This window comes from Vibrio hannami (assembly GCF_029589055.1).
In the GTDB taxonomy this organism is placed as follows: domain Bacteria; phylum Pseudomonadota; class Gammaproteobacteria; order Enterobacterales; family Vibrionaceae; genus Vibrio; species Vibrio hannami.
In genome coordinates, this window is sequence record NZ_JARQZP010000007.1 from 233,720 (window position 1) to 249,056 (window position 15,337).

Sequence of the window (15,337 nt, forward strand, 5' to 3'; positions counted from 1 at the left end):
AACAGCTTATCGAATTAAGCTAGCTGAGCCTTTACATGCTCAACGATGTTTTCCATCGCTATGCCAGTCTTTTCGCCTGAACGACGGTTCTTATATTCGAAGTTGCCTTCGTCCATGCTGCGGTCGCCAATAACGATAGTGTGAGGAATACCCACAAGCTCGATATCTTTAAACATTACACCCGGACGCTCTTTACGGTCATCGAATAGTACTTCAATGCCCGCAGAAGTCAGGTCCGCGTAAAGCTTCTCAGCTGCTTCTTTTACGCGCTCAGACTTGTGCATATTCATAGGAACAATCGCAACCTGGAACGGTGCAATCGCATCTGGCCAGATAATGCCGAATTTATCGTGGTTCTGCTCAATTGCAGAAGCAACCACACGAGAAACACCGATGCCGTAACAACCCATTTCCAGAGTTACGCTCTTACCATCAGGGCCAAGAACGTTACAGTTCATCTTCTCAGAGTAGTTAGTACCAAGCTGGAAGATATGACCAACTTCGATACCACGTTTAAGAGATATTATCCCTTTACCACATGGGCTTGGATCGCCTTCAACGACATTACGTAGGTCTTCAACCTGACCCAGCTCTGCATCACGACCCCAGTTGATACCGAAGTAGTGCTTGTCATCAGCGTTAGCGCCAGCGCCGAAGTCACTCATTTTAGCAACGGTGCGGTCAACGATAAACGGCAGTTCAAGACCAACAGGGCCTAGTGAGCCAGGGCCAGCACCGATTAGCGCACGAATCTCTTCTTCTGTTGCCATTTCCAGAGGAGAAGCCACTTCTTTCAGGTTCTCAGCTTTAACTTCGTTAAGCTCGTGATCACCACGGATGATAAGTGCAATCAGGTCAGCTTCAATTTCTTCAGATGCTTTTACAAACAGTGTCTTAACGGTTTTTTCGATAGGAAGATCGAACTGCTCAACAAGCTCTGCAATCGTTTTAGCGTTTGGTGTATCAACCAGTGTCATCTCTTGAGTTGGAGCTTCTAGCTCGCCTTCTGGAGCCAGTGCTTCTGCTTTTTCAATGTTTGCCGCGTAGTCAGACTCAGTAGAGAACGCAATCAGGTCTTCACCGCTTTCTGCTAGCACATGGAATTCTTGAGAGCCACTGCCACCGATTGCACCAGAGTCAGCTAGCACCGGACGGTACTCAAGGCCCATACGATCAAATGCTTTACAGTAAGCATCGTGCATTATGTCGTATGATTTCTGTAAACCTTCTTTATCGATATCAAAGCTGTACGCATCCATCATGCTGAACTCACGAGCGCGCATTACACCAAAGCGTGGACGACGTTCATCGCGGAACTTAGTCTGGATTTGGTACAGGTTAAGCGGTAGCTGTTTGTAAGAAGCAACTTCGTTACGCACAAGGCTAGTGATAACTTCTTCAGCTGTTGGGCTAAGTACAAACGGACGTTCATGACGGTCAGTAAAACGAAGTAGCTCATCGCCCATCTTTTCAGAGCGGCCTGTTTCTTCCCATAGTTCAAACGGCTGAACAACGGGCATCAATGTTTCGACAGCACCTGCATTGTCGATCTCTTGACGAACGATGTTTTCGACTTTACGCAGCACACGTAGACCGGTAGGTAGCCAGGTGTATAGACCTGAAGCCAGCTTACGGATCATACCTGCACGTAGCATGAGCTGGTGGCTCACTACTTCTGCGTCGTTTGGAGTCTCCTTAAGAGTAGAAAGAAGATAGTTACTGGTACGCATTTATGGTATCCGTTTATGAAAGTTAATAAAAAATACTGCAAGAGCAGTAATTAGAGTAGCCGCTAATAATAGCAGTCTTCAACTCATGTCAAAAGCGTTCGATTGACGTCACAGTAACTATTTCGTCTGATATCCTGAATTTAACATTCAAATCGAACAAATTTACCGCATATTCTTTGCTATCTGGCTTGTTCTTTTTATAAGCAGGCCGTGGATCCTGAGCCAGCACCTCGATGATAACTGCTTTTACCTGCTTCTGATTTGCATGGAATCGTAGCTGCTGTGTCGCAAGATCTGAGAACACAACCGCAAGCTGTGTTGGTTCATGACTGGCAAAGCCGCCATTTGCCTGAGGAATGGAGTCTGAGTAAGGGATATAAGGTTTTATATCCACGATAGGGGTTTGATCGACTAAGTCTGCGCTTCCCAGTTCCAGCCATACCTGACCGTTTTTATGGATAACTCCCTTGAGTTCGACTGCTGACATACCAATACCGTTTGGTCTGAAAGGTGAACGTGTAGCAAATACACCAACTCTTTCATTTCCACCAAGCCTTGGTGGTCGAACGGTTGGAGTCCAGCCGGATTCCAGATTTTGATCAAATAGAAAGAGTAGCCATAAATGGCTGAATTCTTCTATCCCTCTAACGGCTTCCAGAGAGTTGGCATCACCAGTTAAACGAAGTCGTGAAGTCGCACTAGGAGCTAGCCTGGGCTGCCTTGGAACTGCAAATTTCTCTTTGTAAGGGCTTTCTATAAATCCAACAGGGGTAACTGAGTAGTCCATCGTTTCATTTGCTTAAATTTAGTTAAAAACAAAATAACACAAAAAATGCTCGATTAATTGAGTGATAATCAATATCATTTAAATTATGTTATAATATAACAATTTTTAGAGGAGATTATGAAGGTATTAAGTTCACTCAAAAGCGCAAAAACGCGTCATCCTGGTTGTCAGATAGTAAAGAGAAGAGGCCGAATTTACGTAATCTGTAAAACAAATCCACGCTTTAAAGCTGTTCAGGGCAAGAAAAGCAAAAGATGAGAAAGTGAGGTTATTTGCTATGAAAATGTCTTTACGTCCTGGATATTTGGCAAAATTATCGTAGTAGGTCAGTGTATATGCAGTTCTGTCAGGGTTTGGTCAGAACTGCGATAAGTTAGATACTAATGCAGGTCGAACATTTACTCATTAAGTATTCTCCCTGTGCGACATTTGTCGCATAAATTATTTAAAGGGGGAGAGATGAGTACATCTACTTCAATAAAAAGAGAACTGCCGCCAAAAAAGCCGTTATTTACGCGTTTTCTGGATGGCGTTGAATATCTGGGGAATCTATTACCTCATCCGATTACTTTGTTTGCCATCTTCTGTATTGCGATTTTATTAGCATCAGGTATTGCGGGTTATTTTGAGGTTTCAGTTGTAGATCCAAGGCCTGAGGGTGCTAGTGGTCGTTCCGCAGATGGAATTATTCAGGTTGTAAGTCTGTTAAATGCAGATGGCCTAAGACTGATTGTCACTAACCTGGTGAGCAATTTCACTGGGTTCGCACCATTAGGTACAGTGCTGGTTGCTATGCTTGGTGTAGCGATTGCAGAACATTCAGGTATGCTTTCAGCGGCTATGCGCGGGCTGGTCATGGGCGCATCGAAGCGCATGGTTACTGTAGCTGTAGTGTTTGCCGGTATTATTTCGAATACGGCTTCTGAACTTGGCTACGTTGTTCTTATTCCACTGGCAGCTATGCTCTTCCACTCGCTTGGTCGCCACCCGCTTGCAGGTCTTGCTGCTGCGTTCGCAGGTGTATCCGGTGGTTATTCAGCAAACCTTCTTATTGGTACGGTTGATCCGCTACTTTCAGGGATTACTGAAACTGCCGCGCAGATGATCGATCCAAGCTATACGGTTGGCCCTGAAGTTAACTGGTACTTTATGTTTGCATCTACTTTCTTTATCGCTTTTACCGGCGCTTTTGTAACGGAGAAGATTGTAGAGCCTAAGCTGGGTCAATATAACGAAGAAGAGGCAGCTGAAGATCTCTCGAATGACAAAATGGGCACACTTACAGCAGAAGAGAAAAAGGGTCTGAAGTGGGCTGGTATTGCTGTACTTGTGGTAGGAGCGATTATTGCCTCTACAGTGGTTCCGGAAAGTGGTGTACTGCGTAATCCTGAAACTGGTCTTGTAGCAGGGTCACCGTTCCTTAAGAGTATCGTTGCCTTTATCTTTGTATTCTTCGCTATCCCGGGTTTTGTTTACGGTAAAGTCACCGGTAGCATGAACAATGATCGCGATGTCATTAATGCCATGTCTAAATCCATGTCTTCTATGGGTATGTATATCGTACTGGTGTTCTTTGCGGCTCAGTTTGTTGCTTTCTTCAAATGGACTAACTTCGGACAGGTGTTCGCGGTTGCGGGTGCTGACTTCCTGCAAAGCATCGGATTAACAGGACCATTGCTGTTTTTCGCATTTATCCTGATGTGTGGTTTTATCAACCTGATGATAGGCTCTGCGTCTGCTCAGTGGGCGGTAACTGCACCTATCTTTGTTCCTATGCTAATGCTAGTGGGATATGCGCCAGAAACCATTCAGGCGGCGTACCGTATCGGTGATTCAACCACTAACATCATCACACCGATGATGAGTTACTTCGGTCTGATACTGGCGGTAGCTACGCGCTACATGAAGAACCTGGGTATCGGTACGCTTATCGCGACTATGCTTCCTTATTCAATGGTCTTTATTGTTGGATGGAGTTTGCTGTTCTATGTTTGGGTATTTGTTCTTGGTTTACCGGTAGGTCCGGGTGCAGCAACTTACTATACGCCTTAATCAACTTACGCATTAATTATCTAGGACAGCCGTTAGTCTGATTGGTTGTGATGGAACAAACATACAAGGGCATGGATGCCCTTGTTTAAGCGAACAGGGATGTGTTCAGCGGTTTGTGGAATCATGACCATTCAGGCTATTTGAAGACCTACTCCGTAGAACTTTCAATGATAGCCCTCAGATCGTAACTGGCTAGCTTTGGGTCTTCTGCATGACAGATTGCGGAAACCAGTGCGATTCCATCAACCCCTGTCTCAGCTATTTTCCTTATATTCGAATCCTTGATTCCACCAATGGCAACTAGCGGAAGTTTGCTGGCTTCAACCGCTTTTTTCAGACCATCAATACCCCAGTGTTTGACCGTGTTGGTTTTGGTTGGGGTGGCAAAGATTGCGCTTACACCAAGATAGTCCACAGGCAGGCTTTGAGCTTCAGCTAACTGCTTTTCGTTTTCTACCGAAAGCCCAAGAAGCATATCTTTGCCAATCAGCTCCCTGGCAATAGTCGCAGGCATATCTGATTGACCAAGATGAATGCCGTCTGCCTTTACCGCCAAAGCAACATCAACACGATCATTGATAATTAGTGGTACGCCAGTTCCTTCAAGCACCGATTTTACAGCCTTTGCGCGCTCGATAAAGGCACGGATATCTCCGTGCTTTTCACGAACCTGCACCATAGTTACGCCACCTTTGACTGCTTCAGAAACAACGTATTTCAGGGTTTCTATATCCTGATGATCATCGGTGACCAGATATAAAAGATATGGGCTCATATAATTACAATGCTTCTAGCTTAAGGGCTTTCAATAATTGCTCTTCATCTAGTTGATACAGAGCATCCAGCAGGTTTAGCTGCAAGGAACCCGGTCCCGCTGACTTCTCTGCTGCCAGCTCGCCAGCCACACCCAATACGGCAGTCGCGGCTAATCCGGTAGTATCACCAATAGCTGCAAATGCACCAGTGAGTGCGGTATGAGTACAACCCATGCCTGTTACATACGGCATCATCTGGTGACCGTTTTTAAGCGCAACAGTGCTGCTTTCAGTGACTACATAATCTGTTTCGCCAGAGATAACCACAGAGCATTTATACTCACACGCCAGGAACCTGGCAGCATTGACCGCAGAATCGCTTGAATCCAAAGCATCTACACCCTTGCTTTGAGCCTGTTCGCCAGCCAGAGCGATTATTTCGGATGCGTTACCCCTGATTATCAGATTACTTGCAGCTGCAACAATCTTACGGGCGGTTTCAGTGCGTAGCTTACTTGCCCCGCAGCCTACAGGGTCAAGAACAATAACTTTATCGTTAGCGTTTGCCTGCTCGACGGCGAATTCCATACGAGGAACCCAAACACTGTCCAGCGTTCCGATATTAATAACCAGAGCTCCGGCAAAGCTCATCATCTCCGCCATCTCTTCTTTGCTATGAGCCATTATTGGTGATGCACCAATTGCCAGTAGGGCATTGGCGGTATTATTCATCACTACATAGTTGGTGATATTTACAACCAACGGTTTTTGCTTACGCAGGGTGTTTAGTGATTCTGAAATTTGTTGTTTTAGAGTTTGCATGCTGTGTCCTTATCTCTTTATGTCCAATGCTTGTTGCCAGAACGCAATTTCCATACGTGTTGCGACTCTGAATGTATTGCAAAGCTGTTTACCGCGAGCACTATTTAAATCAATCTCTTCCAGTAATTCATCCAGTTGCTCAGTACTGGTTGCTACACCAGACAGAAATTCTTCCCCGCCATAAAGCAAAATCCAGCTGTTATATGGATTTCCTTCAAGAACCGTTTCCGGGCCATTAATCAGGTTGTGGCCAATTTCACCATAACCGATAGAGCAGGGAGCAAGAGCAACCATCAGGTCGGTCAGGTCGCCACTGTTGCCTGCATCTAATACATATCGCGTATAAGCCACGGTGCCAAAGTCTTCGTCTTCAGCTTCCATATCGCTTTCTGTCAGCCCCCACTGGCCGCAGTAACTCACATGATGGGCAATCTCAGAATCCAGAAGGGCTTGTACGCTCGGTAGAGCCATTCTCATTTCTTGCAGGGTACGAGCCTTGTAGATCGCCAGCGCATAAGCTCGGGCGTACTGCTTCAGGAATAAAAAGTCCTGTTTCAGATAGTGGAGATACGAGCTGTGCTCAAGAGTCCCCAGTGATAGTTGCTGCACAAAATCATGTTTTGTGTAGGCTTCCCATTCTTCCTGGCAAGCGTTGATTAAGTCCTTATGATTCATCGTTATTAAATCCTTAAAGGGCAGAGAGCATCTGCTCAGCAGTTGGCTGCTTAGCAATGATCTTGTGACGGAACATAAACTCAGCGAAGTCGTCGTAACGTTTTTTATCAACGGCAGAAGGGCGCAGCGCAAAGCGTGGAAGTGTGTCTCTCCAGGCGCGCTTGTTTAGCTCGTTGTTTAGCGTATCTGGAGAGTAAGCAACAAATTCATCCCATGCTTTTTGTGGGTGGTTGACGATATAGATCGTCGCTTTCTCAATTGCCTTATTAAATCTTTTCAGCGCGTCTGCATCATAGCTGTTGGCATTAGCAACAAAAACAAGTTCATCGTAAGACGGAACGCCATGCTCTTCCGGGAAGAAGGCTTTTGCTTTGTATCCTTCAAGTTCAAGCTGGTTGGTTTCGAAGTTTCTTAAGCCGCCCCAGATAGCATCAACTTTTCCTGAAGCCAGCGATGAAGATAGTGCCCAGCCAACGTTGATAATCTCAACGTCGCTAAACTCCACACCCTCTGTTTCAAGCATGGTGCCAATGGTTGCTTCTTCATTCCCGGCAATTGCGATACCAATTTTCTTACCTTTCAGATCAGCAAGTGTGTTTATCTTTCCGTTGTCCAGCACCATCATGGTGTTTAGTGGAGTAGAGATAAGTGTTGCTGAACGAACCAGTGGCAGGTTTTCCGCAACATCAATCGTCAGGCTTGTTTGATAAGAAACGGCCAGATCCGTTTTACCTGCTGCTACCAGTTTAGCGGGCAGGCTAGGATCGGTTGGTTCCTGAATAGTGACCTTTAATCCTTCGTCTTTGAAGTAGCCCTTTTCCTGAGCGATAACAATAGGACCGTGGTTAGGGTTCACAAACCAGTCGAGCATCAGGGTTAGCTCTTTATCTTGTGCAGAAGCAGCAGTAGAGCCAAGCGCCAGCGCCAGAGTGAATAGTCCTTTTTTAATCGTGTTTATCATTTCTGATTTCCTTTGAGTAAGGCTTTAATGTATTGATTTTCAGAGCTTCCAGGGGATAGCTCGGTTTAGTAATTTGTCTGAGATAAAGTAGAGAGCGATTGAAAATGTCGCGAGAATAAATAGGGCGGCAAACATTTCGTCGATCATCATTCGGGCATTTGCCTGTAACATCAGGTAGCCCAGTCCGGCACTGGAACCGACCCACTCTCCGACAACTGCGCCAATTGGGGCAACCACCACAGCAACACGAACACCTGATGCTAAAGCAGGCAGAGCCGCCGGGAAGCGAACATATCTAAGAAGTTCCCATTTAGAAGCCGACATAGTCTTCGCCAGATCCAGATAACCAGTTGGTGTGTTTCTGAGTCCGTCATAACAGCAGGTCGTGACCGGGAAAAAGATGATGAGTGCAGCCATTACCACTTTTGAAGCAATACCATAGCCCAGCCAAAGCATTAATATTGGTGCAATAGCAAAAGTTGGTATCGCCTGACTGGCGATAAGAATCGGCAACAACCAACGCTTAACGGGATCAAACAGCAACATCTGTAGCGCAAACATCAACCCCATTGTTAATCCAAGTAACAGCCCCAGAAAGATTTCCTGAGCGGTGACCCAGGTATGGCTAAGCAGGACGTCATATCTGTCTATCAGTTTTATAAAAACGGCTTTAGGAGCAGGCAAAATAAAGGGTGGAAGCTTGAAAAAACTAACAACCAGTTGCCAGAACGCCAGAATGATCACGACTGTAATAAACAACCTAATATAAGGTTGAATAGAGCTGCTGTTTTTCGTTGTATTGGTGGCAACGGTTTGAACCACGGTGATATTTGTCGCATCAGGCATAGTCAGCCTCCAACTGCGAGATAATCTCTTGTTGCATAGTCGCCATTTCAGCCGTGAGCTGACGTGGAATCGATGTATCTGGAGGATTTACTTGTAGCGCTTTGGCTGGTGAGCCCTGAAACACATAAATCCGTTCGCCAAGTCTTAATGCTTCCAGTGGATCATGAGTAATCAGAATTACGCTTTTATCGCTGAGCAGCTCGGCTGCCATGTTCTGAAGCTTATGCCTGGTAACGGCATCCAGTGCAGAGAAAGGCTCATCCATTAGAACAATTGGTTTGTCCTGCATCAGAGTTCTCGCAAGAGCAACTCTTTGTCTCATACCACCAGAGAGTTGATGCGGAAGTTTGTGCTCATAACCACTGAGGCCGACTTTATCCAGCAGCTCTGTCGCTCTTTTCTCGGTGGCACCAGAAGCTGGCTGTTTACCAAACTTAAAACTAAAGCAGACATTCTCAAGCACACTAAGCCATGGCATTAGCAGATCTTGCTGCGCCATATAAGCAACGTTGTTTTTTATCTCTTGTGCCAGAATGCCGGATATTGAGCCTTGCCACTCTGCCGTATCATCCAGTAGCCCCGCCAAATAGCGGAGTAGGGAAGTTTTTCCACAACCACTTCTGCCGAGAATGCATGTCCACTGCTGGTGGGGAAGGCTCATGTTCAGATTGGAAATAATAGGCAGTTCGCTATCCTGATAGCGGAGACTGCCATTATTTATCTGAAGCCCAGTTTGCTCAGGCATTCTGATGTCCGTCAAAGAAGTGGTGAACCGGACCGTATCCCTTGCCAATATCAAGTTCATCAGCGTGTTTTAGTGCCTGAGTGATATAGTTTTTAGCCTGTTGAACCGCTTGGTTTAACGACTCCCCCTGAGCCAGATAACTTGCTGTAGCTGAAGAGAGTGTGCAGCCAGTGCCATGTGTGTTGTTGGTAGCAACGCGAGCAGTAGAGAGTCTGATAACAGAGCTATCATCGATAAGCAAGTCTGTACTTTGCTCTTCGTTTTCCAGATGACCACCTTTCAGCAGCACAGATTTAGCACCTAGTTCACGAAGTTGGGTTACCAACTCATCCATCTGTTTTTCGGTGCTAGGAACTTCCACATTCAACAAAGCGGCGGCTTCAGGAAGGTTAGGAGTAATCACATCGGCCAGAGGTAGCAGCTCGGATTTCAAGGTATCAATGGCAGAGTGTTCCAGAAGAAGGTCACCGCTGGTCGCAACCATTACCGGGTCAACCACAAGGTGCTTTGGCTGATACTGGCGAATTTTTCCAGCAACCGCTTTGATTACATTAGAATCACTGAGCATTCCAACTTTTACAGCGACGACATTGAGGTCGGTAAATACTGCATCGAGCTGCTGTTCTACAAATTCTGGTGTTACCGGGTAGATTCCGGTTACGCCCTGAGTGTTTTGGGCTGTAAGTGCGGTAAGCACAGAACAAGCGTAACTTCCTGTAGCAGAAATAGCTTTGATATCGGCCTGAATACCAGCACCGCCGCCACTATCGGAGCCCGCTATGGTGAGTACAATGGGTGTTATTTTTGTTATTGAAGATGCCATCTTTGTGTTCCTTGCAACTAACGTTGGGAACAGTAATGGCCTTAGAAGAGATCCGCAGAAATAAGAACGGCTTAGACAAGACACTAGTTCCCTACGTCAGTGTTAACTGAATCAGGTTCAACGGGTCCCGCATAAACGGTCTCAGCACAAGGCTCCCCGACTAATTTGTAGCGCTAGTGTAACAAAATGGATTGTTTGTGCAAATGGATAGAAGGAACAGGATGTGCGTCGCTAGGCAAATATAAGGCAGTCCCTACGTAAAAACGCTGTAAATACGTCCCAGTACGCTCTAATTTTTCTTCCATGAAAAATAGGTTTTACTCCGGGAATACCTGATATTTCCCCAAAAATTCATCACACAAAAAGTAAAAGGCCAGTTCACAATATGAACTGGCCTTAAAACTCATTGCAAATGGTTTGTTTCTATTACCAACCCTTAACTACACCACCGTTAAAGATCTCAGAAGCGGCTTTGTATACTTCTTCAGTCTGGTAAGCCTTAACAAAGTTCTGAACGTTTTCAGCATTTACGTTGTCTTCACGAGCAACGATAAGGTTTACGTATGGAGACTCTTTATCTTCAACAAAGATACCGTCTTTCTGTGGAGTAAGGCCGATGCTGCTTGCGTAAGTTGTGTTGATGATTGAAAGTGCAACATCATCAAGAGAACGTGGAAGCTGTGCCGCATCTAGTTCTACGATAGTGATGTTTTTAGGGTTAGCCGTGATATCACGAACAGTACCTTGCAGACCAACACCTTCACGAAGTGTGATAAGACCTTGTTGTTCAAGAAGAAGCAGAGAACGACCAAGGTTTGTTGGATCGTTTGGTACTGCGATGCGAGAACCTTCAGCAATTTCGTCTACAGATTTAACCTGCTTTGAGTAACCAGCAATTGGGTATACAAACGTGTTGCCAGCGATAGTTAACTTGTAGCCACGGTCAGCAACCTGCTGATCAAGGTATGGCTTGTGCTGGAATGCGTTGATGTCTACAGAGCCATCGTCAGTTGCTGCGTTTGGAGTCACGTAGTCAGTGAAGGTAACCAGTTCAACATCAAGATTGTATTTATCTTTAGCAATTTTTGCTGCTACTTCAGCAACCTGTGCTTCCGCACCTGCCATTACGCCCACTTTTACTTTGCTTGTATCTACTTCTTTTTCACCACAGCCAGCTAGGACCAGGGCAGAAGCTGCTGCTGCGATTGCTAAAACATTCTTAAGGCTAAATTTCATGATTATCTCCTGTCTAAATTCATTAAGCTTTATTGATTAGCTTTTGTTTATATATCCATTTTTCAGTTATCTATGGTCAACACGGCGAACAACGGCATCCCCGATTGACTGAATAATTTGTACCAGCACGATTAGCATTACTACGGTAACTGCCATGATCACCACATCGTAACGGTGGAAGCCATAACGGATAGCTACGTCGCCAAGACCACCGCCACCAACAGTACCAGCCATAGCGGAGTAACTCACCAGCGTTACCAGAGTAATAGTTACCGAGTTCACAATGGTTGGTAGTGCTTCTGGTAGTAATACTTTTGTGATGATCTGTTTTGTACTTGCGCCCATTGATTGTGCTGCTTCAACCAGGCCCGACGGAACTTCCAATAGCGCACCTTCAATAAGGCGAGCAACAAACGGAATGGCACCAATAGTCAATGGTACGATTGCTGCGGTTGTACCGATAAATGTACCAACCAGTAGCTTAGTCACCGGAATAATCGCTACCATCAGTACCAAAAATGGAACAGAGCGGCCAACGTTTACTACAGCGCCTAAGATAGAGTTCAGTTTAGGGTTCTCTGCAAGTCCACCTTTTTTGCTGATATGAAGAATCACGCCTAGCGGGATCCCTACAGCAAAGCCAACAATGCCGGATACAGCAACCATATAAAGGGTTTCCCCGGTCGCGCCAAGAAGTAGGTCACCATTCAGGCTTAGCCAGTTGCCGATATCGTTAAAGGACATAACCCAGTACCTCTACTTTTACATTGTGGTCGCGAAGGTAGTTTATCGCGGCGTTATCATCTTCTTCGTTACCAAATATCTCAGCTACCATCATGCCGAATTTAACGCCACCGGCGTAATCAAGGTCAGAGCTAAGGATACTGATATCAATATTGAACTTACGGCTGATCTGACTAACCAGCGGAGCATCAACGGTTGCGCCTGTAAACTCAAGGCGAACCAGAGGGTGACTACCGTCAACTCGCTTATTTTGCAGGCGAACCTGATAATCGTCAGGAATAGATAGATCCAGAGTTGAGCGAATAAATTGATGCGCCAGTTCAGTTTTAGGATGAGCAAAGATCTCACCAACCGTACCTTTTTCTACCAGCTCACCATCACCGATAATGGCAACTTCATGACAGATACTTTTTACAACATCCATTTCATGAGTAATCAGAAGCATGGTGATATTCAGCTTTCGGTTGATCTCTTTTAACAGCTCAAGAATAGACTGAGTTGTAGCAGGATCTAGCGCACTTGTTGCTTCATCACACAAAAGCACTTTTGGGTCAGAGGCCAGTGCACGAGCAATAGCAACACGTTGCTTTTGACCGCCACTCAAATTCGAGGGATAGGTATCACGCTTATCTGCTAAACCAACCAGTGACAATAGCTCGTTAACTTTTGACTCTATATGTGTTTTCTCTTTACCAGCCAGCTCAAGTGGTAGCGCAATATTTTCAAACACAGTACGCGAAGAAAGCAGGTTAAAGTGCTGGAAAATCATACCGATGTTCTGACGTGCTTTGTTTAGCTCAGACTTCGATAAGGTTGTCAGGTCGACGCCATCGACTATCACTGAACCCGAAGTGGGCGCAGATAGCATATTTACACAGCGTATAAGCGTACTCTTACCAGCACCAGAAGATCCGATCACTCCAAAGATCGTACCCTGAGAAATGGTCAGGTTAATATCCTTCAGAGCATTGATTTCCTTTGTGCCCTGATAGAAAACCTTGTTTACCTGAGAAACTTCAATCATTTAAAAACTCACATGGAAGTTGTGTCCGTAGACTTGTATTCCCGACAGCATATTATTTGGGGTTCTGTCGTCATTGGTAGAAGATGCTATTGGTAATACGTTTTTAAGTCAATAGATATTTTTACGTCTAGACGTCTAAATTGCTGTGTGGTCAGTTCGATTTTGTAATTTCCTATGACTGAGAGTTATAACAGAGCGATTTAATTAGTGCTAAGCAGTAAAAAGAGTGCAATAATTTCCGGGATAATCGTTAAAGAGGACAGAACTTTGGCTAAACCTGCCGTTTTTTTAGATCGTGATGGTGTGATTAACGTTGATCATGGGTATGTTCATGATGAGCATGACTTTGAGTTTGTTGAAGGTGTTTTTGAAGCAACCAAAAAGCTTCAGGAAATGGGATACCTTCTGGTTATGGTCACCAATCAGGCAGGTATCGCGCGCGGTTATTACACAGAAGATCGTTTCCTTTCTCTTACTCAGTGGATGGACTGGAACTTTGTTGACAACGGTGTGGATTTTGATGGTTTTTACTATTGCCCGCACCACCCTACAGAAGGCAAGGGTGATTATCTGCAAGACTGTGAATGTCGTAAACCGAAGCCAGGTATGTTTATCTCTGCCCGAGATTACTTAAAAATTGATATGGCCAACTCCATTATGGTCGGCGATAAAGCTGAAGATATGATGGCTGCAGAAGCTGCTGGTGTGGGTACCAAAATTTTGGTGCGTACAGGAAAACCCGTTACCGAAAAGGGTGAAGCGCTCGCAACTACGGTCCTTGACAGTATTAAAGAAGTACCAGAATTTGTTGCTTCTATTAAGTGATTAGTCCATTTCGTCTTACCAGCATATGAGTAAAAAACTAACCATTCATGATATAGCAGCACTGGCCGGAGTCGGTAAGTCTACTGTGTCGCGAGTTCTAACTAACGACCCGAAAGTTAAACCGGAAACTAAAGCCCATGTAGAAAAGGTAATAGAAGAGTCCGGCTATGTCCCTTCTAAATCGGCTCAGTCCATGCGCGGCGGGAGTCAGAAGGTGATTGGTGTGATTATCTCCCGTCTTGGTTCTCACTCAGAAAATCGCGCTGTTAGCAGCATACTGACAACGCTGTACGCTGCTGGTTACGATGCGGTGATTATGGAGAGCCAGTTCGATCGTGATAAGACCAACGAACACCTGGATGTACTGCATAAGCGTAACGTGGATGGAGTCATCCTGTTTGGTTTTACCGATTGCGACCAGAAGCAACTGGAGATCTGGCAGGAGAAGATGGTGGTGATCGCTATGGATGTCAGTGCTATCTCTTCTATTAACTATGATAACCAGGGTGTGATAGATAAAGCTCTGGCTCACCTTTTGGCTGATGGCCGCAGGGAGATCAGCTATATCGGTGTTGACCCTTCTGACCGTACAACCGGACAACTTCGTCTCCAGGCTTATTTGGACTGGTGCCAAATGAACGGTGTACAACCCAGATATGTTACCGGTCGCCTGCACCATGAAAGCGGCTACGAGCTGGTGGATCAGGTACTGAATGAAAGTACTGAAGCCATTGCTTGTGCTAGTGATACTCTGGCGATTGGGGTGATTAAGCGCCTACAAGAGCTGGGGCGCGAAGAGATTGCGGTCACTGGTGTTGGTGGTAATGACTTGCTCTCATTTTTGTTCCCTAACACATTTAGCGTTGATCCCGGCTACGAAGAAGCAGGTCAAAGAGCCGCGGCTCAACTTATCCAGCAGCTATCCGGTGATAGCGAAAGAGTACATATTACCCTGTCTCCTACAAGTAATCAGTGAAATCAAATTAACAGCTTAATGTTTACTGGGTGTGCTCGACGTAACGAACATGCCCTATCAACTGTGAGTAAACCTGACAACAATTGTCTGTTTAAGCGGTTCGTGTAGTCGAGCATTCCCAGTATACGTCAATACAATAAACTCTCGCTTAAAAAGCACTTTGAGGTTGCTTGGTTATAACTCATTGTTTTATAAACAACACAAGATCTTTTCTGTGATCATATTCAATTATTGGGAACAGTCCCATTTCATTTCCAAATAACCGGGGTTAATATATCGACAGATTTTGGGACTGTTCCCATTATTTTTATCACACCCCCATTTTTGGGTGTAACA

The 15,337-nt window shown here is 45.3% G+C and carries 16 protein-coding genes and 1 riboswitch; of the genes, 4 read left to right on the forward strand and 12 right to left on the reverse strand.

All coding sequences use genetic code 11. The features are described 5' to 3' along the window. Nucleotides 1-14: 14 nt before the first annotated feature. Together P7F88_RS15395 and tsaA are read right to left on the reverse strand one after the other, a co-directional pair. The gene (locus tag P7F88_RS15395) at nt 15-1,730 is read right to left on the reverse strand and encodes a proline--tRNA ligase (RefSeq protein ID WP_277826126.1); all 1,716 of its coding nucleotides are present in this window, start codon (nt 1,728-1,730) and stop codon (nt 15-17) included. 88 nt (nt 1,731-1,818) lie between these two features. Beyond that, nucleotides 1,819-2,517: a tRNA (N6-threonylcarbamoyladenosine(37)-N6)-methyltransferase TrmO gene (gene tsaA, locus P7F88_RS15400; RefSeq protein ID WP_277826128.1), complete on the reverse strand. Its 699-nt coding sequence runs from the start codon at nt 2,515-2,517 to the stop codon at nt 1,819-1,821. A gap of 117 nt (nt 2,518-2,634) precedes the next feature. Here tsaA and ykgO point away from each other — a divergent pair, with 117 nt between their 5' ends. Both ykgO and P7F88_RS15410 read left to right on the forward strand, forming a co-directional pair. Beyond that, nucleotides 2,635-2,775 (forward strand): type B 50S ribosomal protein L36, encoded by a 141-nt coding sequence (gene ykgO / locus P7F88_RS15405; protein ID WP_277826130.1) that lies wholly within the window; start codon nt 2,635-2,637, stop codon nt 2,773-2,775. Between the two features lie 201 nt (nt 2,776-2,976). Beyond that, entirely contained in the window at nt 2,977-4,569 is a 1,593-nt protein-coding gene (locus P7F88_RS15410) for an AbgT family transporter (RefSeq protein WP_277826132.1), read from the forward strand. A 148-nt stretch (nt 4,570-4,717) separates the two neighbouring features. On the opposite strand, the gene thiE is transcribed toward P7F88_RS15410, so the two are convergent. From thiE to metN, 10 genes are all read right to left on the reverse strand, one after another. Then, nucleotides 4,718-5,344 (reverse strand): thiamine phosphate synthase, encoded by a 627-nt coding sequence (gene thiE, locus P7F88_RS15415; RefSeq protein ID WP_277826134.1) that lies wholly within the window; start codon nt 5,342-5,344, stop codon nt 4,718-4,720. 4 nt (nt 5,345-5,348) lie between these two features. Beyond that, entirely contained in the window at nt 5,349-6,146 is a 798-nt protein-coding gene (gene thiM, locus P7F88_RS15420) for a hydroxyethylthiazole kinase (protein WP_277826136.1), read from the reverse strand. A gap of 9 nt (nt 6,147-6,155) precedes the next feature. Then, nucleotides 6,156-6,821 (reverse strand): thiaminase II, encoded by a 666-nt coding sequence (tenA, locus tag P7F88_RS15425; RefSeq protein WP_277826138.1) that lies wholly within the window; start codon nt 6,819-6,821, stop codon nt 6,156-6,158. A gap of 13 nt (nt 6,822-6,834) precedes the next feature. Then, nucleotides 6,835-7,782, reverse strand: a complete 948-nt coding sequence (locus tag P7F88_RS15430; RefSeq protein WP_277826140.1) for an ABC transporter substrate-binding protein — start codon at nt 7,780-7,782, stop codon at nt 6,835-6,837. Between the two features lie 39 nt (nt 7,783-7,821). Further along, nucleotides 7,822-8,559 carry an ABC transporter permease gene (locus tag P7F88_RS15435; protein ID WP_422128553.1) on the reverse strand — a complete coding sequence of 246 codons (738 nt, stop codon included), beginning with the start codon at nt 8,557-8,559 and terminating at the stop codon, nt 7,822-7,824. 61 nt (nt 8,560-8,620) lie between these two features. Continuing rightward, nucleotides 8,621-9,373 carry an ABC transporter ATP-binding protein gene (locus tag P7F88_RS15440; RefSeq protein WP_277826144.1) on the reverse strand — a complete coding sequence of 251 codons (753 nt, stop codon included), beginning with the start codon at nt 9,371-9,373 and terminating at the stop codon, nt 8,621-8,623. Beyond that, entirely contained in the window at nt 9,366-10,196 is an 831-nt protein-coding gene (gene thiD, locus P7F88_RS15445; RefSeq protein ID WP_277826146.1) for a bifunctional hydroxymethylpyrimidine kinase/phosphomethylpyrimidine kinase, read from the reverse strand. Before thiD ends, P7F88_RS15440 begins: the two co-directional genes overlap by 8 nt. A 71-nt stretch (nt 10,197-10,267) precedes the next feature. Then, a riboswitch (TPP riboswitch) is annotated at nt 10,268-10,365 on the reverse strand. Nucleotides 10,366-10,622: 257 nt separating this feature from the next. After that, nucleotides 10,623-11,432, reverse strand: a complete 810-nt coding sequence (locus P7F88_RS15450; RefSeq protein ID WP_277826148.1) for a MetQ/NlpA family lipoprotein — start codon at nt 11,430-11,432, stop codon at nt 10,623-10,625. 66 nt (nt 11,433-11,498) lie between these two features. After that, nucleotides 11,499-12,176, reverse strand: a complete 678-nt coding sequence (locus P7F88_RS15455; protein ID WP_277826150.1) for a methionine ABC transporter permease — start codon at nt 12,174-12,176, stop codon at nt 11,499-11,501. Next, nucleotides 12,166-13,200: a methionine ABC transporter ATP-binding protein MetN gene (gene metN, locus P7F88_RS15460; protein ID WP_277826152.1), complete on the reverse strand. Its 1,035-nt coding sequence runs from the start codon at nt 13,198-13,200 to the stop codon at nt 12,166-12,168. Before metN ends, P7F88_RS15455 begins: the two co-directional genes overlap by 11 nt. 267 nt (nt 13,201-13,467) lie before the next feature. On the opposite strand from metN, the gene gmhB reads away from it, so the two are divergent. Both gmhB and treR read left to right on the forward strand, forming a co-directional pair. Next, nucleotides 13,468-14,025 carry a D-glycero-beta-D-manno-heptose 1,7-bisphosphate 7-phosphatase gene (gmhB, locus tag P7F88_RS15465; protein WP_277826153.1) on the forward strand — a complete coding sequence of 186 codons (558 nt, stop codon included), beginning with the start codon at nt 13,468-13,470 and terminating at the stop codon, nt 14,023-14,025. Nucleotides 14,026-14,050: 25 nt separating this feature from the next. After that, nucleotides 14,051-15,001, forward strand: a complete 951-nt coding sequence (gene treR, locus P7F88_RS15470) for a trehalose operon repressor TreR (RefSeq protein ID WP_277826155.1) — start codon at nt 14,051-14,053, stop codon at nt 14,999-15,001. The last annotated feature ends 336 nt before the right edge of the window (nt 15,002-15,337 follow it).

Coding starts and splice junctions, on each gene's coding strand:
- thiE (WP_277826134.1), bottom strand. CDS start 5,344: ATGAGCCCATATCTTTTATATCTGGTCACCGATGATCATCAGGATATA.
- treR (WP_277826155.1), top strand. CDS start 14,051: ATGAGTAAAAAACTAACCATTCATGATATAGCAGCACTGGCCGGAGTC.
- P7F88_RS15430 (WP_277826140.1), bottom strand. CDS start 7,782: ATGATAAACACGATTAAAAAAGGACTATTCACTCTGGCGCTGGCGCTT.
- thiM (WP_277826136.1), bottom strand. CDS start 6,146: ATGCAAACTCTAAAACAACAAATTTCAGAATCACTAAACACCCTGCGT.
- P7F88_RS15450 (WP_277826148.1), bottom strand. CDS start 11,432: ATGAAATTTAGCCTTAAGAATGTTTTAGCAATCGCAGCAGCAGCTTCT.
- ykgO (WP_277826130.1), top strand. CDS start 2,635: ATGAAGGTATTAAGTTCACTCAAAAGCGCAAAAACGCGTCATCCTGGT.
- tsaA (WP_277826128.1), bottom strand. CDS start 2,517: ATGGACTACTCAGTTACCCCTGTTGGATTTATAGAAAGCCCTTACAAA.
- thiD (WP_277826146.1), bottom strand. CDS start 10,196: ATGGCATCTTCAATAACAAAAATAACACCCATTGTACTCACCATAGCG.
- P7F88_RS15410 (WP_277826132.1), top strand. CDS start 2,977: ATGAGTACATCTACTTCAATAAAAAGAGAACTGCCGCCAAAAAAGCCG.
- metN (WP_277826152.1), bottom strand. CDS start 13,200: ATGATTGAAGTTTCTCAGGTAAACAAGGTTTTCTATCAGGGCACAAAG.
- P7F88_RS15455 (WP_277826150.1), bottom strand. CDS start 12,176: ATGTCCTTTAACGATATCGGCAACTGGCTAAGCCTGAATGGTGACCTA.
- P7F88_RS15395 (WP_277826126.1), bottom strand. CDS start 1,730: ATGCGTACCAGTAACTATCTTCTTTCTACTCTTAAGGAGACTCCAAAC.
- P7F88_RS15440 (WP_277826144.1), bottom strand. CDS start 9,373: ATGCCTGAGCAAACTGGGCTTCAGATAAATAATGGCAGTCTCCGCTAT.
- tenA (WP_277826138.1), bottom strand. CDS start 6,821: ATGAATCATAAGGACTTAATCAACGCTTGCCAGGAAGAATGGGAAGCC.